Raw genomic sequence first — 23345 nt, 5'->3', positions numbered from 1 at the left:
GCGGCAGGGGAATTCCCTTTTGCCTGCCGCACGGCATCTTTACCGGCAGCCTGTTCTGGAGCGTGCTAACTGCGCATTGCTCCGCTTTATTTCTATGATTAACAACCAGTTTCATTGGGAGAATGAATCGGGAATCGAACCCATTTGGTGGTCATCGGCTGACGGAACACTTCCGGAAAACAACCTGTGCCGTTCCTGACGTGCCGGCGGGGTTTAACCCCCTGCGCTTTCAGCGTGATTGACGCAAGTGTTATTGCCAGAAGCGTGCCAGGAATTAAAACAGGCATGATTAATTTTTAATTAATTGATTTTCATAGCTTTAATTATTTACGCCAATCATGGCGGTTGTCTCGATGGGTTTATTTTTTTATCTTTTAATCTCTTATTTATCTTTTTGGATAAACCATGAAGAAGCAACGGGTAGTGATTGGCGTACTGGGAACGGTGCTGGATAAGCGCGGCAAGCGGGCCAATCGGTTTAAGAAATGGCGACCCACGGTTGGGCTATGCCAACAACCCGATTTCCCTGTCGACAGGCTGGAACTCCTCCACCAGCCACGCGATGAGAGCATGGCGCAAAGGTTGATTGAAGACGTCGCGCTGCTTTCGCCGCACACCCAAGTCCGCCCGCATACCGTTACCATTAACGATCCGTGGGACTTTGAAGAGGTCTACGCCGCGTTTCTCGACTTTGCCACGCATTATGAGTTTGATACGGAAAACGAAGAGTATCTGGTGCACATCACCACCGGGACTCACGTGGCACAAATCTGCTGGTTTTTGCTGACGGAAGCGCGTTACCTGCCCGCCAGCCTGTTGCAAACCAGCCCGGCACCACGCGGTTCATCAGATGAAGCCGTCGCCGCTGGCGTCTGCTCGGTTATCGATCTCGATTTAAGCCGCTATGCCACGCTCACCAGTCGTTTTCAGCGCGAACAGCAGCAGTCGGTATCCTTTCTGAAAGCCGGGATTGATACGCGCAACGCCACTTTCAATAAACTGATCGATCGCATTGAGCGGGTAGCTCTGCGCTCAACAGACCCGATCCTGCTCACCGGCCCTACCGGCGCGGGCAAATCCTTCCTCGCGAAACGTATTTTTCAGCTACGCCAGTCGCGGCATCTGGTGGCGGGAAAACTGGTGGCGGTTAACTGCGCGACCCTGCGCGGTGATAATGCGATGTCAACGCTGTTTGGCCATGTGAAGGGGGCGTTTACCGGTGCGCTCACGGCGCGTAGCGGATTGCTGCGAGAGGCCGATGGCGGCGTGCTGTTTCTCGATGAGATCGCCGAGCTGGGGCTGGACGAGCAGGCCATGTTACTCAAAGCGATTGAAGAAAAAACCTTTTTCCCGTTTGGGTCGGACAAAGAAGTACACAGCGATTTTCAGCTGATTGCCGGCACCCATCGCGACATGCGGCAATGGGTCGCTGAGGGCCGTTTTCGCGAGGATCTCTACGCGCGTATCAACATGTGGAGTTTCACCCTGCCCGGTCTCGCGCAGCGGCGGGAGGATATCGCGCCGAACGTCGAGTATGAGCTGCAACGTTTTTCCAGCAACAAGCAGACGCAAATCCGTTTCGATAAAGAGGCACGCACTTCCTATCTGGCGTTTGCCTGCTCCCCGCAGGCGCAATGGCGCGGCAACTTTCGTGAACTCAGTTCATCCATCGCGCGCATGGCGACACTTGCCGAACAAGGTCGCATTACCTTATCCCTTGTCGAAGAAGAGATTGCGCTGCTAAAGGAGAGTTGGCAGATAGCCACTCCGCAGCCTGAACTGAATATGGACATTGACCTGTTCGATCGCCGCCAGTTAGAAACGGTACTGGAAGTGTGCCGCCGCTGCGCGTCGCTGTCGGAAGCCGGACGCGAACTGTTCGCCGTCTCGCGGCAGAAAAAAGCCAATCCTAACGATGCGGACCGCCTGCGCAAATATCTCGCGCGTTTCGGGCTGAGCTGGGAAAACATTCACTGCGGAACATAAACATAATTTGTTTGAATAATATTCCATCACGCGATACACAATAACTATGGCCGGGCTCGATCCCGGCTTTTTTATAACAACACAACACATTTCAATCGCAAGGAATACAACATGCTCGCTACTCTCACGCGGCTGTTCCCGTTATGGGCGCTGCTGCTCTCTGTTATTGCGTATTACACGCCCTCCACATTTACGCCTGTCGGGCCATTCGTGCCATCGTTACTGATGCTGATTATGTTCGGCATGGGCGTGCACCTGAAGGTGGATGACTTTAAACGCGTACTCTCACGCCCTGCGCCGGTTGCGGCAGGTATTTTTCTACACTATCTGGTGATGCCGCTCGCCGCATGGATTTTGGCGCTGGCTTTTAATATGCCACCGGAACTGTCCGCAGGTATGGTGCTGGTCGGTAGCGTCGCCAGCGGAACGGCATCTAATGTAATGATTTACCTGGCGAAGGGCGATGTGGCGCTCTCCGTGACGATTTCATCGGTTTCAACGCTGGTCGGTGTTGTCGCCACACCGCTGCTCACCCGTCTTTACGTCGACGCGCATATTCAGGTAGATGTGATGGGTATGCTGCTGAGCATTCTGCAGATCGTGGTTATTCCGATTGCTTTGGGCCTGGTCATTCACCATCTGTTCCCACGCGTCGTAAAAGCCGTAGAACCGTATCTGCCCGCGTTTTCTATGGTGTGCATCCTGGCCATCATCAGCGCTGTTGTGGCAGGTTCTGCGTCGCACATAGCGTCGGTCGGCTTTGTGGTAATTATCGCCGTTATTCTGCATAACACCATTGGCCTGCTTGGCGGCTACTGGGGCGGGAAACTGTTCGGCTTTGATGAATCCACCTGCCGCACACTGGCGATTGAAGTCGGCATGCAGAACTCCGGCCTCGCCGCTGCGCTGGGCAAAATCTACTTCGGTCCGCTCGCCGCTCTGCCCGGCGCGTTGTTCTCCGTCTGGCATAACCTTTCCGGTTCGCTGCTTGCGGGTTACTGGTCCGGTAAACCGATTGCTAAAGAACCACAGCAAACAGTGAAGGAAAGTTAAAAAAATGCCGGGTAGCACATGCTTACCCGGCCTGAGTGCTATCAGCCTGACCAGGATTACCGTACACTGAGAGTATCGGCTAACAGAGGGCACCCGTATGGCACTCCCCCGCATTACCCAAAAAGAGATGACTGAGCGCGAACAGCGTGAACTGAAAACGCTGCTTGACCGCGCACGCATTGCGCATGGTCGACTGCTGACCAACGCAGAGACCAACAGCATCAAGAAAGAGTACATCGATAAGCTGATGGCCTTGCGCGAAGCCGAAGCTAAAAAAGCCCGCCAGTTGAAGAAAAAGCAGGCTTATAAACCGGACTCAGAGGCGTCATTCTCCTGGTCGGCGAATACGCCAACGCGCGGCAGACGTTAACGTCCTTTCTTCTTACGCCCCGGCGAGGTAAAACGCTTCCCGTTTGCCGCCGGGCGCGATTTCTCTTTCTCCGCTGATTTTTCGATTTTCACTACCGGGCGCTTGATACCTGCGGTGGCGGCTTTTGGCTTCGCTTTCGCCTTCGGTTTAGCTTCTGAAGAAGAATTCTCAATCAGCTTGAACAAATCGATCAGTTCGTCATCCGTCAGGTCGCGCCATTCACCTAGCGGCAGGCCGGACAAACTCACGTTCATGATGCGTGTGCGCTCAAGCTTCGTCACTTCATAACCAAAGTGCTCACACATACGGCGGATCTGGCGGTTCAGCCCCTGAATCAGCGTGATGCGAAACACAAACGGCGCTTCTTTCTTGACCTTACATTTCTTGGTAACGGTGCCGAGGATTGGCACACCGGCTCCCATCCCACGAATAAAGTCGTCGGTTACGGGCTTATCGACCGTCACCAGATACTCTTTTTCGTGATCGTTACCGGCGCGCAGGATTTTATTCACCAGGTCGCCGTGGTTGGTCAGAAAGATCAGCCCCTGGGAATCTTTGTCCAGACGGCCAATGGGGAACACGCGCTTGCTGTGGTTAACGAAATCAACAATGTTGTCGCGTTCGCTATCTTCGGTGGTGCTGACAATCCCTACCGGCTTGTTCAGTGCGATAAAAACCAGATCCTCCGCTTCACGCGGCTCAATCAACCGACCATTCACTTTTACGACGTCGCCAGGCATCACCTGATCGCCAATGGTGGCGCGTTTACCATTCAGGAAGACATTCCCTTGTTCGATAAAGCGATCCGCCTCGCGACGCGAGCAGATTCCGCTTTCACTGATGTATTTATTTAATCGGATGGATGAGTCGGGCAGCATAATTTCTCCTGTATACACTTCATCCTTCAAGCCGTCTCTGCGTTGGCTGCCCTCACTCACCCTGGTCACATAGTTATCTATGCTCCCAGGAATTCGTTCCCTTGCCGCCTTGATACAACTTGAATGCTTTTGTGTATTAAAAGCGAAATATACCTTACCTTGCAGGCGATAAAAATAATCGTGCGCGAATGCCCGAGGGCTATTTGTGATCCGTCACACCTTTCAACATAATCAGCCCCGTCATGGTGCTCTAATAACCGTTAAGCAGGAAATCAATCGCATCGCGAAGTTCAGCCCTGTTTGCGGTCAGATCTCCCACACAGTTACCCATATTCTTCACCGGTATGCCTGTCATCATATGCGTCATCACCACATAGGCTTGCCCACCAATATTAACAACAGGACAAATTTTAGCTGGCGGTACTTCGTTGGGGAACTGGCTTAGCGCGATAACGGGGGCAACCAGTACATGTTGCAAAACAGCGGCCACCGGATGCTGTAAGCTAATTAAAAACGGATAAACGCTTTTTCCACTGCCAGTATTCTCATAAGCGCAATACTGCTCCATCAGAATGTCCTTTGAAAATCACTGAACGAACCGTTTTCTTCCACCCATTGATTCAATGCTTCTATCGATTTTTTATTATCCCGCAACCATTCTTCACGTTTGTTCTCGCGAAATTTTTCGATTAGGGCTTCAGTTAAAACAGCTGACAGATTGATTTTAAGCTTGCGCGCCTCTTCCAGTATCTCTGGAGCCAGAGAGACATTGACTGATTTTTTTACCTTAGACACAGTGCGCATGACAACCCCCATAACAGTGCGCATGACATGCCTAAGATTAGCGTAATAAACGAGCATTTCCTATTCCCAGACCAACAAATCATTATGTCACACTAAGGTGGTTGCACAGGTCTGTCACATCCCGAAGAAGAAGTCTGCGAGGCGCTTTCCAGATGAGTTTAGGGGGGCGCTGACAAACAGTTGCTGGTCAGCTTTCGCCCATAAAACTCAGCGTATGGTACAGCCCTGCCAGCGCCTCTTCACAACCGAACGACAGCACCAGATTCTCTTCGGTAGTGAGATGGCGACAATCAAGATGGCGGAACGCCTCGGCGAGTGGAAAATAAAGCAGATCAGCTTGCGGCATGCGTGTTCCCGCACTTTCGGGGCGTTGTTATTTTTGATATGTGAGCGTAATGTGTCATCACACATACCCACACCACTCTTGTGTAATTAAGGTGTCACCACACATGAACGAAAGAAGAGGCAATCCCCCGTTTCAATTCCGTCTGGATCCGGAACTGCGCAAAGCGATGGAAGAAGCACAACGGCAGGATGGCGATGAATCGTTGGCAGCCTGGATTAAACGTGTGATTAGAAAAGAACTGAAGCAGAAAGGGATTGAAGTCTAGCGATCGACATTATGTATCGTTTTCTGGAGGTCTGCTTAGAGCGATCAGCAGACGGTCGTAATTGAGTCGCCATGGAGTTTGCTAACGATGCCGTGTGTCAATCAACTGGGAACAGGTCATTACAGCTATGTATCTTGGATAAAATAAGAATTGATTAGCAGGCAAAACTATGAAGATGTTGTTCTAAACAAATCAATATATTAAACTGAACTAAGTTACTCCGTTAATAAGCGCCCGCTATATGAATACTGATCTTGCTTTTCGCTATGCAAATGCTGAAACATTTTTAAAAATGCTTGAAAGCCAAGAATTATGGTTTACCGATCTCCGGAACATGAATGATTGGGATGAGTATTCTGCTGGTTATAGGATTGCTAAAAATGTGATAATAAATGAATTTCCAAACCACATTCAGGTGCTAGAAAACATCTCACGTGATCAGATGCGCGACGATTTCATGATGCTTATTTGTTCTCTTACAAGTGATGGAGATTGTTTGAGCATGTGGCGTGGGTATGGGGATAACGGTAAAGGTGCTGCCGTTGGTTACAACACATTTGAGATAGAGAATCATCATCTCTTTAATCGGTATCTACAAAAGCTATCCCCTATTCAAGGTAAAGCTAAGTTTTATCCCGTTATCTATTCAGAAGAAAAACTTAAAGAACAAATAAGGTCTTACGAGCGTAGATTATTCACACTTCGTGATGATATTCCACAACATATGGTTCATGATATCATGATATTTAAGTCTCGTATGTTTGGAGATCTACTTACAAAACTATGCACTTTATATAAAAATGATTTTTTTAAAGATGAAAGAGAAATTAGAGGATTTATTGAAATAAACAATGTCGTAGATCCATACGATATGGGTAAGCGTAATACTGATTTTGGTGATGCACACTACCATAAGATTAGCTCATCCTTCCATGGTATTCCATCAATCAAAGAAGTTGTACTGGGACCTTTATATGAGGAATCTGATGAATACGTTCGTTCAAAATTGGAAGAAATGGGATTAAGTGGTGTAAATATTAGACGCTCCAGAGGTACATATCGTTGATGAGACTAGACCAACAGAAATATGGTTGTTCTGTAGTGGGTGTATAAGCATCCCCCACAAGCATTACTATTTTAATTTTCAATACCTGACCTGTCAGCAATTTATTTATATATTGTAAAATCTCGACTTCCGCTTCTGGCATGTAGCAGACAAGCACGTGGCACTAAAGGTCTGCTATGAGCTGTGAAAAGTGGAAGTTCGCAATTATCCTCACCACTGATAAGTAGCTTTACTTATAATACAATGTGTTAGCTAATGTAATGGGAGATGAACAGTGTATTATAATTGGATGCTGTAGTTCATATGTGGGAGCATATTATTGTAAAAAACCGGCTTGCACCGGTTTAAACTCACACGTGATAATCATTTGCTAAAAGTTTTATGCAAAATATGAAATGCTAATTCACTCCATTTCTCTTTTGGCTAATTCTTCCCATTCGTCGATGGAGTTATTATAAGGAAATACCTCTTTAACTATGAAAGGAATGTAGCTTTCTTCAGCGTTGTGATGTATTTCATTACTGATATTACTGGTGATTCCAAATTTTACGTCAGGGTCGCTTTCAGAGAAAGCTATATGAAAAGGCTGTTGGCTTAAAGCCTGTTTAATTTTACTTGCTTGCTCTGATGGAAGTACTTTAAGTAGTTGTTTAAATGTTTTTTTGTTAAAGTCCAGAGAAATAGCCATTTCAATATCTCCGGGTATTGTAGATACGCACGTGTATGAGCGTTCACTCAATCGACTAATAAATTTAGTGTTTATAGCTGGGGCACTAAAAGAACCATTTTTAACCAAACCCATTTTTCGAATGTGAATTCCAAAATCAGGCGCATAATTCAAAACAGCCGGATTAGCTTTAATATCTGGATTTAATATCCTAAATAATTTTTCCCAGTGATTATCAATGTCTTTTAAAGAAAATCTGAGTATTGGATGGAGTTCCCGGATGCTATATAGAACAAATTCATTCCCATTGCACAAAGCATACATTTCCGCCCTTATTTCTGGATGTATGGCATAGCTATAGGCTTGCTCGACGTGCATGCTTTTAGATATTTTCTCATTAGGAGCCTTTGCATCAAGAATCCAATATGGTCGGTCGTTAGAAAGAAAAACATAATCCGGTACTATTGAGATTTTTCTTGGCTGGGAACCTATTGAGACAAATGGATGTGTAAGCGTTTTGCTCCTGATTACACGGCTATCTCCTGATGATTTATAACCAAGAGCTTTAATAATTGGTAAAATCAACTCTTCTCTAACTGAATCCTCTTTAAATTCATCAGAGCTTAGTAGGTTAAAATCAAAATCATCAAACATATTCCCCCCTACATATATCTATTTGACAAAGAATGTGTAATTCACGTTATTCAGTGCCATTGTAAATCACTATAGAATAAAAAGATAATTACAATTGACTGTGTTATCTTATATTTTTATTTATAGCACAAAAAATGCCCCTAAAGGTTGTTTATTGCGATAGTTAAAGCTGATCACATTTCGGCAGTCAGTCCAAGATACTCATTTCAACATGGCTTAGGTTTGTTTACCGTCGATGAAGATAATTGTGCCCATAGTACGATGCTTTCAACCGGTATGATCTGTTCCTCAATGATTCACGCAGTACGAACCTAGCAACTTCCGCTTCTGGCTCAAAGCCGCCTCTCCCCTGTTATCGTTTCGCGTATCAACTGCAGCATCCTGGAAAATTATGCATTACTGCGAGGCGCCTTCCTGTTTCCTCCTGCCAGCATTTCCCCTTACTCCCCATTTTTTTATTCTCTGGTCTCAACGTGTCAATTCAGAATGTAGTTTATAAAATACATGGAACGTAATAATGGAAATTCTTCAGACCACGGTTTTCCAACGCTGGGAGCAGAATCTACGGAATCGCAGGGCCAAAACGCTCATTGCCGCACGCCTTTTCCGACTGGCGAATGGTTTAGCTGGCGATGTTAAACCTGTTGGGGAATGCTCGCCCGTTCACTGGACTATCAGGAGACATTCCGCCATGAATAAGCTTACTCAGTACGATCCCGCTGCTGCGCTGGTTGATGCTGAAGAAATTGCTCTATTTATGGCGGATGCCCTCGAAACAGGCGAAGCAACGTACATTGCAAAAGCGTTGGGCGTGGTGGCACGCGCTAAAGGAATGGCGAACATCGCGGCAGAAACGGGATTATCCCGCGAACAACTCTATCGCTCGTTTAGTGAGAAAGGAAATCCGACGCTGAAAAACCACGTTGGCTGTGATGAAGGCGCTCGGTATTGGATTGACACTTAAAAAATAGCCATAGCTTCTGTCCCCCTTCCAACATCGTGAGCCATATCAGTAAGGCGTCAGGCTGATAGTGGTAGCATTAGCGCGGTTTGTAATTTTCTGATTACAGGGAGAAATGATGGAACTGCTTTTATTGAGTAACTCGACGCTGCCGGGCAAAGGATGGATGGAACATGCGCTGCCGCTGATTGCTGAGCAACTGAATGGTCGCCGTACGGCGGTGTTTATTCCGTTCGCCGGCGTGACGCAAACCTGGGATGAGTACACGGCGAAAACGGCAGCCATCTTTGCGCCAATGGGCGTCAATGTTACAGGCATTCATACCGTTGCCGATCCGATTGCTGCCATTGAAAATGCAGAGCTGGTGATTGTCGGCGGGGGTAATACCTTCCAGTTGCTGAAAGAGAGCCGCGAGCGTGGGCTGCTGTCGCCGATTGTCGATGTCGTCAAGCGCGGGGCGCTGTACATTGGCTGGAGCGCGGGTTCCAACCTTGCCTGCCAGACCATCCGCACCACCAATGACATGCCAATTGTCGATCCCAAAGGCTTTGATGCGCTGGGTCTGTTCCCGCTGCAGATTAACCCACATTTCACCAACGCGCTGCCGGAAGGTCACAAAGGCGAAACACGTGAACAGCGTATTCGCGAGCTGCTGGTGGTTGCGCCAGAGCTGACGGTGATTGGCTTGCCGGAAGGTAACTGGATTAAGGTAAGCAACGGTCAATCTGTGCTCGGCGGCCCGAACACCACATATATCTTTAAAGCGGGTGAAGAGGCGGTTGCCGTTGAGGCGGGTCACTGCTTTTAATTGATTGGTTGTCTGATGCCGGATAAGCGCAGTGCTATCCGGCATTGACTCAGTTAGTAATCGTCGCGCTCATCATCTTCATCCGGCTGTTCCAGCACGCTGTAGGCCACGGAGCAAAACAGCGAGTTCAGACGCTGCATATCGCCCAACAACGCCAGATGCAGGGAACTGGTCTCGATGCTTTGCACGTTCTGCTGATGCAGTCGGTCAACGTGCGCGTGCGAATAACGACGGTTGAGAATACGGAAACGGTGCTTGCTGCGGCGTAGACGACGGGCACTGGTCACATCGCCCGAGAAGAACACCGACATCGCCAGTTGCAGATTGCTGAGCAGCTGATCGTAAAGCGCATCCAGCTCTTTCAGCCCTTCCACAGAGAATGCCCGACGGGCGGCCAGCGACTTATCAGCAATCTCACTCCCCATACGTTCGACGATATCGGATGCCTGTTCGAGGTTGAGCGACATTTCGATAATCTCCGCCCAACGGCGTGACTCCTCTTCCGCCAGTTCATCCTTTGGCATCCGCGCCAGATAGAGCTTAATCGCCGTGTACAGCACGTTGATGTCATCCGCCATCCTGCGCAACTCTTTCTCTTCGCGCGGCTCGCCGTGCATCACCTTCTTCAACCCGTCCATCATCTGTTCCATCGCATCACCGATGCGCAGCGCTTCGCGGGCGGCATTGGCGAGAGCGAGCGTTGGCGTATCCAGCGCGCTGACGTCCAGATGCTTGGGCTTCAGATGCGCGTCCAGCTCCGGTTCATCGCGGATGATGCGCTTACAAAAACGCGCCATCGGTTCAGCGAACGGTACCATCGCCACACAGCGTACCAGGTTGTAGAAGACGTGGAAGTAGATAACCAGTTCGGATTTCGGCAGCGGTAGCTCATCCATCAAATTCGCCAACGGATGAACAAACGGCAGGATAATCAGGCTGCCCACCAGCTTAAACAGCAGACTGCCGAGCGCCACACGACGGGCAGCAGCATTCGCAGCACTGTTGTTGAGCATCGCCAACAGACCCGAGCCGAGGTTGGCGCCAATCACCAGACACAACGCTACCGGGAACGAGATAATGCCTGCGGCGGTCAGCGTAGCCGTCAGCAGTACCGCCGCCAGGCTGGAGTAACTGATAATCGCAAACATGGCGCCAATCAGCGCATCCAGCATGATATCGCCGGTAAGTGAGGCGAAAATAACCTGTACGCCGTTAGCCTGGGTGATCGGCGTTACCGCCTGCACAATCAGCTCCAGTGCCAGTAAAATCAATCCCAGCCCAATGCCAACCCGCCCAAGTTGTCCCACGCGGGACTGTTTCCGTCCGAGAAAGAAGATCACGCCGATAAAAATCAGCAGCGGCGACAGCCAGGAGAGATCGAAGGTCAGGATACGCGCCATCAGCGCGGTCCCCACGTCGGCACCGAGCACAATCACCAGCGCAGGAGTGAGCGCCACGAGATCCTGCGCGACAAACGAAGTCACCAGCATGGTGGTAGCGTTACTGCTTTGCACCAGGGCAGTGACGCCGATGCCAGCACAGAAGGCGAGCGGTTTCTTTTCAACGCTACGGCTGAGTACGGTGCGTAAACGAGCGCCGAAGACGCGCATCACGCCGGTACGCACAATATGCGTACCCCAAACCAGCATCGCGACGGCAGAAAGCAGGTGTAACAGAGTTAACACGGAATCAGGTACTCCTTATCGTTATATGTTCCTGAGGCCGAAGCCTTCTTTCAGTATAAGGGTTTAAACGTAATAAAGAGACAGGGCACTCATTGAGTGCCCTGTTTGTTGTAAATAAAGATGACAGTTTTGTGGCTCAGTCAGCGTCGTAACCCAGATTAGGCGCTAACCAACGTTCGACTTCCGCCACGCTCATGCCTTTACGGAAGGCGTAATCTTCAACCTGATCGCGCTGAATTTGCGCCACGGCGTAGTACTTGCTGTCCGGATGACTGAAATACCAACCGGATACCGACGCACCAGGCCACATCGCGAAGGATTCGGTGAGCTTCATTCCAGTGTGCGTCTCCACATCCAGCAGTTCCCAGATGGTGGCCTTTTCGGTATGTTCCGGGCACGCCGGATAGCCCGGTGCCGGGCGAATGCCCTGGTAGTTTTCGCGGATCAGCTCTTCATTACTGAGGTTCTCATTCGCCGCATAGCCCCAGTAGACTTTACGCACGCGCTCGTGCAGGTATTCTGCGAAGGCTTCCGCCAGACGGTCAGCGATCGCTTTCACCATAATCTTGTTGTAGTCGTCATGCTGGGCTTCGAAGGCGTCCGCCAGCGCATCTTCCTCCAGACCACCGGTAACTGCGAAAGCCCCAATGTAATCTGCTTTGCCACTCAGTTTCGGCGCGACAAAGTCAGACAAGCAGTAGTTGGCGAAACCGACTTTCTCCGTCTGCTGACGCAGGTGATGGCTCACGTTGATGACGTGCGTCCGCGTCTCGTCACGGTAAATCTCGATGTCATCGCCGACACGGTTGGCCGGGAACAACCCCACCACGCCACGCGGATTCAGGGTCTTCTCTGCGCTGAGTTTATCCAGCATGTCGTTGGCGTCTTTGAACAGGCGCTTCGCCTCTTCACCCACCACTTCATCCTCGAGAATGCGCGGATATTTTCCCGCCAGCGACCAGGTCATAAAGAACGGCGTCCAGTCGATGTAGTTACGCAGCGTTTCGATGCTGGCTTCGACTGACTGTACGCCGAGGCGGTGCGCCACCGGCGGGGTGTAATTTTCCCAGTCAAACGCCAGATCGTTTTCACGCGCGGCAGCCAGCGTTACCGGCGGGGTACGCGGTTTCTTACGCGCATGCTGGATACGCACGGTTTCGTACTCTTTACGCGTACGAGCGACAAAGTCATCGCGCTGAGTGTCAGAGAGTAGCGCGGCCACTACGCCTACGGTACGCGAGGCGTTCTGTACGTACACCGTCGGGCCGCTGTAGTTCTGCTCAATTTTCACCGCCGTGTGCGCTTTCGAGGTGGTCGCGCCGCCAATCAGCAGCGGAATAGTGAAGCCCTGACGCTCCATCTCTTTCGCTACGTTGACCATTTCATCCAGCGACGGGGTAATCAGCCCGGACAGGCCGATCAGATCGGCATTCACTTCACGCGCGGTTCTGAGGATTTTCTCCGCGGGTACCATCACGCCAAGGTCGACGATTTCGTAGTTGTTGCACTGCAGCACCACGCCGACGATGTTTTTACCGATGTCGTGCACGTCGCCCTTCACGGTCGCGATGACCATTTTGCCATTGCTGGAGCCTTTCTCTTTGCTGGCTTCGATGTACGGTTCGAGGTAGGCCACCGCCTGCTTCATCACGCGGGCGGATTTCACCACCTGCGGCAGAAACATTTTGCCCTCGCCGAACAGGTCGCCAACCACGTTCATGCCGTCCATCAATGGCCCTTCAATCACCTCGATCGGACGCGCGGCCTGCTGGCGCGCTTCTTCGGTATCCAGTTCAATAAATTCGGTTATGCCTTTCACCAGCGAGTATTCGAGGCGTTTTTTCACGTCCCAACTGCGCCATTCCGCCATCTGGGCATTGGCAGTCTCGTCGGTTTTGCTCCCGCGATATTTCTCGGCCAGCTCCAGCAGACGCTCGGTGCCATCGTCACGACGATTGAGGATCACATCTTCAACCGCATCACGCAGCTCGGCGGGCAGGTCGTCATAGATCGCCAGTTGTCCGGCGTTGACGATCCCCATATCCATGCCGTTGCGAATGGCGTAGTAGAGGAATACCGCATGAATGGCTTCACGTACCGGGTCGTTGCCACGGAACGAGAACGACACGTTAGAAACGCCGCCGGAGATCAGCGCATGCGGCAGTTCGCGTTTGATGTCTTCACAGGCACCGATAAAGTCCTGCGCGTAGTTGTTGTGTTCCTCAATGCCGGTCGCGACCGCGAAGATGTTCGGGTCAAAGATAATATCTTCCGGCGGGAAGCCGACTTCTTCGGTCAAAATTTTGTAGGCGCGACGACAGATCTCAATTTTGCGCGCGCGTGTGTCGGCCTGGCCCTGCTCGTCAAAGGCCATCACCACCACTGCCGCACCGTAGCGACGCAGCAGCTTCGCGTGATGAATAAAGGTCTCAACCCCCTCTTTCATCGAAATGGAGTTCACGATGCCTTTGCCCTGAATGCACTTCAGCCCTTTTTCGATAACGTCCCATTTTGAGGAGTCGATCATGATCGGTACCCGGGCGATATCCGGTTCACCGGCAATCAGGTTAAGGAAACGAACCATCGCCGCTTCGGCGTCGAGCATCCCCTCATCCATGTTGATATCGATAATCTGTGCGCCGCTTTCTACCTGCTGGCGGGCGACGTCCAGCGCCTCGCTGTATTTCTCTTCTTTGATCAGGCGCTTAAACTTCGCTGAGCCGGTAACGTTGGTCCTTTCGCCGACGTTCACAAACAGGCTGTCATCGCCGATATTCAGCGGTTCGAGGCCAGACAGGCGGCAGGCCACCGGGATTTCCGGCAGTTTGCGCGGCGGCAGCCCGTCCACTGCGCGGCTCATGGCGGCGATGTGTTCCGGCGTGGTGCCGCAGCAGCCGCCAACAATATTCAGGAAGCCCGCTTCGGCCCACTCGCGAATTTGCGCCGCCATAGTGTCGGCATCAAGATCGTATTCGCCAAAGGCGTTCGGCAGCCCGGCGTTCGGGTGTGCGGTAACGTAGCATTCGGCAATACGCGACAGTTCCTGCACATACTGGCGCAGTTCATCCGGCCCTAAGGCGCAGTTCAGACCAAAAGTCAGTGCGTCGGCATGGCGCAGCGAGTTATAAAACGCTTCGGTGGTTTGACCGGAGAGCGTACGGCCAGAAGCGTCGGTGATGGTGCCGGAGAGCATAATCGGCAGCTCAACGCCCAGCGCTTCAAATTCGGTTTTTACCGCGAAAATAGCGGCTTTGGCATTCAGGGTATCAAATACAGTTTCAATCAGGATCAGGTCACTGCCGCCTTCCACCAACGCTTTGGTGGATTCCCGGTAGGCGGCCACCAGCTGATCAAAGGTAATATTGCGGTAAGCCGGGTCGTTGACGTCGGGCGATATAGACGCCGTACGGTTGGTTGGGCCAAGCACGCCCGCGACGTAGCGCGGTTTATTTGGCGTACGCGCCGTCCATTCGTCTGCTGCCGCGCGCGCCAGTTTGGCTGCCGCAAAGTTGATTTCCGCCGACAGGGATTCCATCTGGTAATCCGCCATGGCGATAGTCGTGGAGTTAAAAGTGTTGGTCTCGATGATATCCGCACCCGCCTCGAAGTAGGCGTTGTGAATCGCAGCGATCACCTCCGGTTTGCTGAGCACCAGCAGGTCGTTGTTGCCTTTCAGATCGCACGGCCAGTCGGCAAAGCGTTCGCCGCGGAAATCCTCTTCACTCAGACGATATCCCTGGATCATGGTGCCCATACCGCCGTCCAGCACCAGAATACGTTCATTTAACTGCTGACGTAATTGTTCAACTTTGCTGCTCACACTCGCTCCCGACAACGCTCAACCAGACCGAAAAAAACTCAACAGACCATACTGGCACAAACCTGAGAGGCGGAAAAGAGAACAACGGCCAACATGAGACATGTTCAGCTTCACTCATCCGATCAGTACAGGAATTCTTGCATTATATTTGAATAAAACGAAAATGATTTCCACGATACAGAAAAGGAGTCTGCCATGGTTGCCCCCGTTCCCGCGAAACGCGGTAGAAAACCCGCCGCTACCACTGCGCCCGCAACCGGGCAGGTTCAGTCCCTGACGCGCGGCCTGAAACTGCTCGAGTGGATTGCGGAATCCAACGGCAGCGTGGCGCTGACCGAGCTGGCGCAGCAGGCCGGCCTGCCAAACTCCACGACTCACCGATTATTGACCACCATGCAGCAGCAGGGATTTGTTCGTCAGGTCGGTGAATTAGGGCATTGGGCCGTGGGCGCGCATGCGTTTATTGTCGGCAGCAGCTTTCTGCAAAGTCGCAATCTGCTGGCGATTATCCACCCAATCCTGCGCAAACTGATGGAAGATTCCGGTGAAACGGTCAACCTCGCCGTGCTGGATCAAAGCGACCATCAGGCGATTATTATCGACCAGGTGCAGTGTACCCAACTGATGCGCATGTCTGCACCCATCGGCGGCAAACTGCCGATGCACGCCTCCGGTGCGGGTAAAGCGTTTTTATCCCAGCTGAGCGAAGAACAGGTGACTGGGCTGCTGCACCGTAAAGGGCTGCACGCATACACCCACGCCACGCTGGTGTCGCCGGTGCATCTGAAAGAGGATCTCGCCCAGACGCGTAAGCGCGGGTATTCCTTTGATGATGAGGAACATGCGCTGGGCCTGCGCTGCGTGGCATCATGCATTTATGACGAGCACCGCCAGCCGTTTGCCGCCATTTCCATCTCCGGTCCGATTTCGCGCATTACCGACGATCGCGTGACCGAGTTTGGCGCCATGGCGATCAAAGCGGCGAAAGAAGTAACGCTGGCGTATGGTGGCTTTCGCTAAGATGGCATTGCCGGGTTGCGGCTACGCCTTACCCGGCCTACAGACAATTATGTAAACCTCACACAAAACCGCTGCTTGCGCCGATAGGCGTAAACATCTTCCACATGCCCTTCACGGATCCGCGTTTGCAAACCCCGCCAGTAGTCGGCGTTGAATAAGTCAGCGTGCATCTCTTCAAATAGCGGACCAATACGCGGGTCAGCACACAGCCAGTGGCGAAACTCTTCCGGGAAAACATCCCCTGGAGATACGCTGTACCACGGTTCAGCGCTCATCTCATCTTCCGGGTAACGCGGTGGCGGGATATGGCGGAAATTCACCTCCGTCATATAGCAAATTTCGTCGTAGTCATAGAACACCACGCGCCCGTGGCGGGTCACGCCAAAGTTCTTAAACAACATATCGCCGGGAAAAATATTGGCGGCGGCCAGCTGACGAATCGCGTTGCCGTACTCTTCAATGGCATCGCGCAGTTGCTGGCCTTCGACCTGCTCCAGCCAGATATTCAGCGGCACCATGCGCCGTTCGATATACAAATGGCGAATGACAATCTGATCGCCGAGATCGGTAATTTTGTCCGGGGCTTCCTGTAGCAACAGCGCCATCAGCGCCGGGGCGATTTGCCGTTTATCCAGCACAAAGTTTTCGAACTCCTGGGTGTCAGCCATTCGCCCAACGCGATCGTGCTCTTTGACCAGTTGATAACAAGCGCGGACGTGGGCTGCAGACATCTCTTTTTGCGGGGCAAATTTATCTTTGATAACTTTAAACACCCGATCAAAGCCCGGCAGGGTAAACACCAGCATGACCATGCCGCGGATCCCCGGCGCTTCGATAAATTGCTCATCGCAATGGGCAAGATACAGCAGATATTCACGGTAGCTTTCGGTTTTGGCGTGCTTCTGACAGCCAATCGCCATATACAATTCCGCGGTGGTTTTACCGGGCAGGATCTCGCGCAGCCACTCCACCAGTGCGGCCGGCAACGGTGCATACACCATGAAATAGGAGCGGGCAAAGCCAAACACAATGCTCGCCTCCGCCGTCGTGGTCAGGCAGGTATCGACAAACAATTCACCTTCGTCTGTCCGGTGAATTGGCAATAAAAACGGCAGCGTCCCGGAAGGGGTAATCAGCTTACCGACCAGCCAGGCGGCCTTATTACGATAAAACAGTTCATTCGCCACCTGTAAATGGCAGCCCTGCAACACATTCGCACCGAGGGTTTCGGTCAGGTGCTCAATGATGTAGTGGATATCCCGATGTTTGTTCTGCCACGGTAGACGCAAGGGCAGATCGCTAAGGACGCGTGTGAGCAGCCACTCCCAACCTGAATCAGGGAAAAAGTCTTTCGCCAGCGGGCGTGGGATCGTGCGAAAACGGCGCTCTGGCTGAGAACTGAAAATAAACAGCCGCTCGGGAGTCAGCGAGCGGTGGTCAAATAACCGGCAGTAAACGGAGTTAAAAAAGCTCTCCGCAATCTCGAAGCGCGGGTAATCCGGTAATAGCCGGGTGTAATGCTCTTTCACGCGAAGTAAAAAATCCGCATCAGTGCTTTTACCGTCAGTAATGCAGCGCAACTGCTCCACCACCAGACCGACGTGATGATCATAAAGGTGAATACGGCTTTTCATCGCCTGCTGAACCGCATGCCAGTCGGCATGTTCAAAACGCTGCTGCGCGCCGGAGGTGACTTCCAGAAAACGCCCGTATTGGGCGTCGAAACCTTGCAAAATCGTCTGAGCAATCAGTAATTCCAGGCCACGCGTCATTGATTTCTCCCATCCGGCACAACGTCATGCCGGATGGCGCATTCGCTTATCCGGCCTACATCCCTTCGTAGGCCCGGTAAGCGCAGCGCCACCGGGCATTGATCAAAACTGCGATTCTTCAGTCGAGCCGGTCAGTGCGGTCACCGAGGAAGTACCGCCCTGAATGATGGTGGTAACTTTATCGAAGTAACCAGTGCCCACTTCCTGCTGATGGGATACAAAGGTGTAACCGTCTTTCGCCGCCGCAAATTCTGGCTGCTGAACCTTCTCAACGTAGTGGCGCATGCCTTCACCCTGCGCATAGGAGTGTGCGAGGTCGAACATGTTGAACCACATGCTGTGGATGCCCGCCAGGGTAATGAACTGATATTTGTATCCCATATCTGACAGCTGCTGCTGGAAGCTGGCAATGGTTTTATCATCCAGGTTTTTCTGCCAGTTAAACGACGGTGAACAATTGTAGGCCAGCAGTTTGCCAGGGAATTTGGCATGAATAGCATCGGCAAAGCGCTTCGCCAGTTCGAGGTCCGGCGTGGAGGTTTCACACCACACCAGATCCGCATACGGTGCGTAGGCCAGACCACGGCTAATCGCCTGCTCAATACCCGCATGTGTACGGTAGAACCCTTCACTGGTGCGTTCGCCGGTGATGAACTCGCTGTCGTAGGGATCGCAATCAGAAGTAATCAGGTCGGCTGCGTCAGCATCGGTACGCGCAATCACCAGCGTCGGAACGCCCATAACGTCGGCCGCCAGACGGGCCGCCACCAGTTTCTGGATAGCTTCCTGAGTCGGTACCAGCACTTTGCCACCCATATGACCGCATTTTTTCACCGATGCGAGCTGATCTTCGAAGTGAACGGCCGCTGCACCAGCCTCAATCATCGACTTCATCAGTTCAAACGCGTTCAGTACACCGCCAAAACCCGCTTCCGCATCGGCAACGATCGGCAGGAAGTAATCCACATAGCGCGGATCGTTCGGTTCAATACCGGTTGACCATTGGATCTGATCGGCGCGACGGAATGTGTTGTTGATTCGATCCACCACTGCCGGGACGGAGTTCGCCGGATACAGCGATTGATCCGGGTACATGCTTGACGCCAGGTTGGCATCTGCCGCCACCTGCCAGCCTGAAAGGTAGACCGCCTCAATACCGGCTTTCGCCTGCTGCAGCGCCTGGCCGCCGGTCAGCGCACCGAGGCTGTTGATATACCCTTTCTTCGATTCACCGTGCAGCAAACGCCACATTTTCGCCGCGCCAAGCTGTGCCAGCGTGCATTCCGGGTTGACCGAGCCACGTAATTTCACCACTTCCTCCGCGCTATATGGGCGGGTAATGCCTTCCCAACGCGGTTGAGTCCATTCTTTCTGTAATTCTTCGATTTGTTGAGTACGGGTTTTCATGTGCAGATGCTCCATATTGTTATGTGGTGGATTACGCAAGCAGGCGGTAACCTGGCAGGGTGAGGAAGTCGATTAAGTCATCTGATGTGGTGATTTGCTCCATCAGGCGCGCGGCATCGTCAAAACGTCCGCTGCTGTAGCGCTGTTCGCCCAGCTCGTCCTGAATCACCAGCATCTCTTCGGCCAGCATCTGGCGGAACAGCGGTTTGGTCACCGGTTTGCCATTGCTGAGCGTTTTCTGGTGGTGGATCCACTGCCAGATGGAGGTACGGGAGATTTCGGCTGTGGCCGCATCTTCCATCAGACCGTAAATCGGTACGCAGCCATTACCGGAGATCCACGCTTCGATGTACTGCACTGCGACACGGATGTTGGCGCGCATACCTTCTTCAGTACGCTCACCTTCACAAGGCGCCAGCAGTTGTTCTGCGGTAATCGGCGCATCTTCTTCACGGGTCACGAACAGCTGATTTTTGTTTTCACCGAGCACGTCGTTGAACACCGCCATTGCGGTATCAGCCAGTCCCGGATGAGCAATCCATGTGCCGTCATGACCGTTATTGGCTTCCAGCGCTTTGTCCGCTTTTACCTTGGTCAGCACCTGGTTGTTACGTTCTGCATCTTTGCTGGGAATGAACGCCGCCATACCGCCCATCGCGAACGCGCCGCGTTTATGGCAGGTTTTAATCAGCAGGCGTGAATAGGCGCTGAGGAATGGCTTATCCATCGTCACCACCTGACGGTCCGGCAACACGCGATCCGGGTGGTTCTTCAGCGTTTTGATATAGCTGAAAATGTAGTCCCAGCGACCGCAGTTCAGGCCGACAATATGGTCTCGCAGCGCGTGCAGAATTTCGTCCATCTGGAAGACGGCCGGCAGCGTTTCAATCAGCAGAGTCGCTTTGATGGTGCCGCGCGGCAGATTAAAGCGATCTTCTGCATAGCTGAACACTTCGCTCCACCATGCTGCTTCTTGCCAGGCCTGCGTTTTTGGCAGGTAGAAGTAAGGGCCGCTACCTTTTGCCAGCAACGTTTTGTAGTTGTGGAAGAAATAGAGGGCAAAGTCAAACAGGCTGCCCGGGATGGATTCACCACGCCAGGTGACGTGTTTTTCCGGCAAGTGCAGACCACGAACGCGACACACCAACAGGGCCGGATTGGGTTTAAGTTGATAAATTTTACCGGCTTCGTTGGTGTAACTAATGGTGCCATTGACCGCATCGCGCAGGTTGATCTGCCCATCGATTACTTTGCTCCACTCAGGAGCCAGCGAATCTTCAAAATCAGCCATAAAGACTTTGACATTTGCGTTCAGCGCGTTGATGACCATCTTGCGCTCAACAGGCCCGGTTATCTCTACGCGGCGATCCAGTAAATCATCAGGAATACCGCGAATTTTCCAGTCGCCCTCACGAATGGAAGCCGTTTCCGAAATAAAATCAGGCAACTTACCGTCATCAATATCCTGCTGCTGCTGGATACGTGCAGCCAGAAGTTTATTGCGTTTTGGTGTAAATCTTGTAACCAATTCGGTCAGAAACTCCACCGCTTCAGCGGTCAGAATCTGTTGCTCCTGTTCGCCACGCGGCCTGGTGAAGACCAGTTCATCGGTTGTCGTTGCCTGTTGATTCATTGCGTAGTTCCTCGTCATTGATCCAAACACATCCCCAATGCGAACGAAGGATCGTTGTGCGGTTTTCGTTCAGCACAACTAAGACTACTCATTTAAATTTCAAAATCAAAAACAATTTCCATTTTTAATTTAAATATCAATTAACTCATTGATAACAATATAAATAAAATTTAATTACATGATGAGGTGCATTTCGGAAATAAAAAAGGCACCCGAAGGTGCCTGATTCAACATGCTGAAACGCTTAAGGATCGTCTGCTACAGAAGATTAATCCAGCGTTGGATTCATGTGACGCAGATCATATGGCGTGATCTGGTAGACGTAATAGTTGAGCCAGTTAGTAAACAACAGATTGCCGTGGCTACGCCAGGTTGTCCGCGGTTTGTTTTGCGGGTCATCTTTCGGGAAGTAGTTATAGGGTACTTCCGGCATTAGGCCCGCTTCGACATCACGAAAATACTCACTGCCGAGCGTATGAGCGTCATACTCAGGATGACCCGTCACAAAGGCAATTCGTTTATCTTTGCTGGCAAACAGGTAAGCATCTCCCTCTTCTGTCTCGGCAAAAATCTCGAGATCGGTGTAGTCCCGGATAAGTGCAGCAGGAAAATCGGCATAGCGCGAATGCGGAGCCAGGAACGCATCATCAAATCCACGCGTCAGTAGTGCATGTGGGTGCAGAATATGATGCTCATAAACGCCTGAGAGTTTATCCGTACGGGTTTGCTTAGGAATTCCGTACAGGATATTCAGCGCGGCTTGTACCGCCCAACAGACAAATAGCGTCGAGGTAACGTGATCTTTGGCCCATTCAAGCACTTGTTTAATCTGCGGCCAGTAAGCCACGTCATTAAATTCAACCAGACCCAACGGCGCGCCGGTCACGATCAGTCCGTCAAAGTTCTGATCGCTGATATCCTCGAAATTACAGTAAAAGTTATTCAGATGCTCCGTAGGGGTGTTGCGTGACTCCCGGGCATCGATGCGCAATAGCTGAACATCTACCTGTAGCGGTGAGTTAGACAGTAAGCGCAGGAACTGGTTTTCCGTTTCAATCTTCTTGGGCATCAGGTTGAGGATGAGCACCTTCAGTGGTCGAATTTCCTGACCGGAAGCGCGGGATGTCGTCATGACAAAGACGTTTTCCTCACGCAAGAAATTGACGGCGGGTAGCTCGTCCTGCACGCGAATTGGCATAACCTGATAACCTCACTACATACGTTTAAACGTTTAGACATCCAGACAGCTGAAGATACCCAGGAATCATGCGAATGTCGAGCCTGCATCCTCAAGTTGAGAAAGTTTCACGGCCCCTTGCTGTAGAATAGTGCAGTAAAGATAAAAGGAGAATGCTATGCCCTTTACCATTCGTCGTTCGCGTAAGGACGAAGGCGATAAGCTCGTATCTATCTGGTGTCGTTCAGTCGATGTGACGCACCATTTTCTCTCACCGGATTATCGCATTGAGCTGGAAGAGCTGGTACGTTCATTTTTACCAGAAGCTCCACTATGGGTTGCAGTGACAGAACAAGATGAGCCTATCGCCTTTATGCTTCTGACCGATCAGCATATGGATGCCCTGTTCGTCGACCCGGATGCACGTGGTCGTGGTATTGGTAAGTTACTCATTGAACATGCTTTATCAATGACTTCAATGCTAACGACCAACGTTAATGAACAGAATGAGCAGGCGGTTGGATTCTATAAAAAGATGGGATTTAACGTGACGGAACGGACAGAAGTGGACGATCTTGGACGACCGTACCCGTTACTCAGCCTCGTACACGGCTAGCCGTACTTCCGGACGCCGCAGCCGGCGGATTTCACGGCGCACAGACGCAAAAAAGCCCATCCGGCAGGATGGGCTTTTTCACTTTATTTGATGCCTGGCAGTTCCCTACTCTCGCATGGGGAGACCCCACACTACCATCGGCGCTACGGCGTTTCACTTCTGAGTTCGGCATGGGGTCAGGTGGGACCACCGCGCTACAGCCGCCAGGCAAATTCTGTTTATCAACACACTTTTAGTCTGTCGATGTCATCTGTATCAGGCTGAAAATCTGTCTCTTCGCCAAAACATCTTCGGCGTTGTAAGGTTAAGCCTCACGGTTCATTAGTATCGGTTAGCTCAATGTATCGCTACACTTAC

The 23345-nt window shown here is 51.5% G+C and carries 19 protein-coding genes, 1 rRNA gene and 1 pseudogene; 9 read left to right on the top strand and 12 right to left on the bottom strand.

Translation table 11 applies throughout. The features are described from left to right. Window positions 1–405: 405 nt before the first annotated feature. The 3 genes from rtcR (at window position 406) to ACU8YC_RS20650 (ending at window position 3409) form a co-directional block, all read left to right on the top strand. Window positions 406–1986 carry an RNA repair transcriptional activator RtcR gene (rtcR, locus tag ACU8YC_RS20660; protein ID WP_151218084.1) on the top strand — a complete coding sequence of 527 codons (1581 nt, stop codon included), beginning with the start codon at window positions 406–408 and terminating at the stop codon, window positions 1984–1986. Window positions 1987–2097: 111 nt separating this feature from the next. Next, window positions 2098–3039: a ketopantoate/pantoate/pantothenate transporter PanS gene (gene panS / locus ACU8YC_RS20655; RefSeq protein ID WP_151218085.1), complete on the top strand. Its 942-nt coding sequence runs from the start codon at window positions 2098–2100 to the stop codon at window positions 3037–3039. A gap of 97 nt (window positions 3040–3136) precedes the next feature. Further along, window positions 3137–3409 (top strand): DUF3811 domain-containing protein, encoded by a 273-nt coding sequence (locus tag ACU8YC_RS20650; protein ID WP_003031655.1) that lies wholly within the window; start codon window positions 3137–3139, stop codon window positions 3407–3409. Here ACU8YC_RS20650 and rluF read toward each other — a convergent pair. From rluF to ACU8YC_RS20630, 4 genes are all read right to left on the bottom strand, one after another. Beyond that, a complete protein-coding gene (rluF, locus tag ACU8YC_RS20645) occupies window positions 3406–4287 on the bottom strand; it encodes a 23S rRNA pseudouridine(2604) synthase RluF (RefSeq protein WP_032948298.1) in 882 nt (293 codons plus the stop codon). The two genes, ACU8YC_RS20650 and rluF, sit on opposite strands and share 4 nt — an antisense overlap. Before the next feature lie 250 nt (window positions 4288–4537). Continuing rightward, window positions 4538–4855 carry a CcdB family protein gene (locus tag ACU8YC_RS20640; protein ID WP_252838894.1) on the bottom strand — a complete coding sequence of 106 codons (318 nt, stop codon included), beginning with the start codon at window positions 4853–4855 and terminating at the stop codon, window positions 4538–4540. Further along, complete coding sequence (locus ACU8YC_RS20635) at window positions 4855–5148, bottom strand: type II toxin-antitoxin system CcdA family antitoxin (protein ID WP_187253990.1); 294 nt, start codon at window positions 5146–5148, stop codon at window positions 4855–4857. Before ACU8YC_RS20635 ends, ACU8YC_RS20640 begins: the two co-directional genes overlap by 1 nt. Before the next feature lie 130 nt (window positions 5149–5278). After that, the gene (locus ACU8YC_RS20630) at window positions 5279–5437 is read right to left on the bottom strand and encodes a hypothetical protein (RefSeq protein WP_187254001.1); all 159 of its coding nucleotides are present in this window, start codon (window positions 5435–5437) and stop codon (window positions 5279–5281) included. A 103-nt stretch (window positions 5438–5540) separates the two neighbouring features. Here ACU8YC_RS20630 and ACU8YC_RS20625 point away from each other — a divergent pair, with 103 nt between their 5' ends. After that, complete coding sequence (locus ACU8YC_RS20625) at window positions 5541–5702, top strand: phage protein (RefSeq protein ID WP_003841416.1); 162 nt, start codon at window positions 5541–5543, stop codon at window positions 5700–5702. 241 nt (window positions 5703–5943) lie between these two features. Then, window positions 5944–6768, top strand: coding sequence for a DUF2971 domain-containing protein (locus tag ACU8YC_RS20620; protein WP_435580765.1), 825 nt, complete (start codon window positions 5944–5946; stop codon window positions 6766–6768). Between the two features lie 403 nt (window positions 6769–7171). Here ACU8YC_RS20620 and ACU8YC_RS20615 read toward each other — a convergent pair whose 3' ends face one another. Continuing rightward, a complete protein-coding gene (locus tag ACU8YC_RS20615; RefSeq protein ID WP_435580764.1) occupies window positions 7172–8089 on the bottom strand; it encodes a hypothetical protein in 918 nt (305 codons plus the stop codon). Between the two features lie 691 nt (window positions 8090–8780). Here ACU8YC_RS20615 and ACU8YC_RS20610 point away from each other — a divergent pair. After that, a pseudogene (locus ACU8YC_RS20610) lies at window positions 8781–9060 on the top strand (addiction module antidote protein). A gap of 108 nt (window positions 9061–9168) precedes the next feature. Next, window positions 9169–9858: a dipeptidase PepE gene (gene pepE / locus ACU8YC_RS20605; protein WP_151218102.1), complete on the top strand. Its 690-nt coding sequence runs from the start codon at window positions 9169–9171 to the stop codon at window positions 9856–9858. A gap of 53 nt (window positions 9859–9911) precedes the next feature. Here pepE and ACU8YC_RS20600 read toward each other — a convergent pair whose 3' ends face one another. Both ACU8YC_RS20600 and metH read right to left on the bottom strand, forming a co-directional pair. Beyond that, the gene (locus ACU8YC_RS20600; protein WP_003031618.1) at window positions 9912–11543 is read right to left on the bottom strand and encodes a Na/Pi cotransporter family protein; all 1632 of its coding nucleotides are present in this window, start codon (window positions 11541–11543) and stop codon (window positions 9912–9914) included. Window positions 11544–11679: 136 nt separating this feature from the next. Beyond that, window positions 11680–15363: a methionine synthase gene (metH, locus tag ACU8YC_RS20595; RefSeq protein WP_187253993.1), complete on the bottom strand. Its 3684-nt coding sequence runs from the start codon at window positions 15361–15363 to the stop codon at window positions 11680–11682. A gap of 195 nt (window positions 15364–15558) precedes the next feature. On the opposite strand from metH, the gene iclR reads away from it, so the two are divergent. After that, window positions 15559–16383 (top strand): glyoxylate bypass operon transcriptional repressor IclR, encoded by an 825-nt coding sequence (gene iclR / locus ACU8YC_RS20590; RefSeq protein ID WP_446895696.1) that lies wholly within the window; start codon window positions 15559–15561, stop codon window positions 16381–16383. Between the two features lie 47 nt (window positions 16384–16430). Here the strand turns inward: iclR and aceK are convergent, their stop codons facing one another. The 4 genes from aceK to metA all read right to left on the bottom strand — a co-directional run bounded on the left by aceK (window position 16431) and on the right by metA (window position 22393). Then, complete coding sequence (gene aceK, locus ACU8YC_RS20585; protein ID WP_210905481.1) at window positions 16431–18155, bottom strand: bifunctional isocitrate dehydrogenase kinase/phosphatase; 1725 nt, start codon at window positions 18153–18155, stop codon at window positions 16431–16433. A gap of 102 nt (window positions 18156–18257) precedes the next feature. Further along, complete coding sequence (aceA, locus tag ACU8YC_RS20580) at window positions 18258–19562, bottom strand: isocitrate lyase (protein ID WP_016155323.1); 1305 nt, start codon at window positions 19560–19562, stop codon at window positions 18258–18260. A gap of 31 nt (window positions 19563–19593) precedes the next feature. Then, window positions 19594–21195, bottom strand: a complete 1602-nt coding sequence (gene aceB, locus ACU8YC_RS20575; RefSeq protein WP_210905482.1) for a malate synthase A — start codon at window positions 21193–21195, stop codon at window positions 19594–19596. Window positions 21196–21463: 268 nt separating this feature from the next. Continuing rightward, window positions 21464–22393 carry a homoserine O-succinyltransferase MetA gene (gene metA / locus ACU8YC_RS20570; protein WP_446895695.1) on the bottom strand — a complete coding sequence of 310 codons (930 nt, stop codon included), beginning with the start codon at window positions 22391–22393 and terminating at the stop codon, window positions 21464–21466. Window positions 22394–22550: 157 nt separating this feature from the next. Between metA and ACU8YC_RS20565 the strand changes: the two genes are divergently transcribed. Next, window positions 22551–22988, top strand: coding sequence for an acetyltransferase (locus ACU8YC_RS20565; RefSeq protein WP_446895694.1), 438 nt, complete (start codon window positions 22551–22553; stop codon window positions 22986–22988). Between the two features lie 92 nt (window positions 22989–23080). Here ACU8YC_RS20565 and rrf read toward each other — a convergent pair. Further along, window positions 23081–23196, bottom strand: a 5S ribosomal RNA gene (gene rrf, locus ACU8YC_RS20560). Window positions 23197–23345 lie beyond the last annotated feature (149 nt).

The sequence above is a fragment of the Citrobacter sp. VF227 genome, from assembly GCF_052950715.1.
The sequence above is the reverse complement of the archived record's forward strand: the minus strand, read 5'-3'. Positions and strand labels throughout refer to the sequence as shown.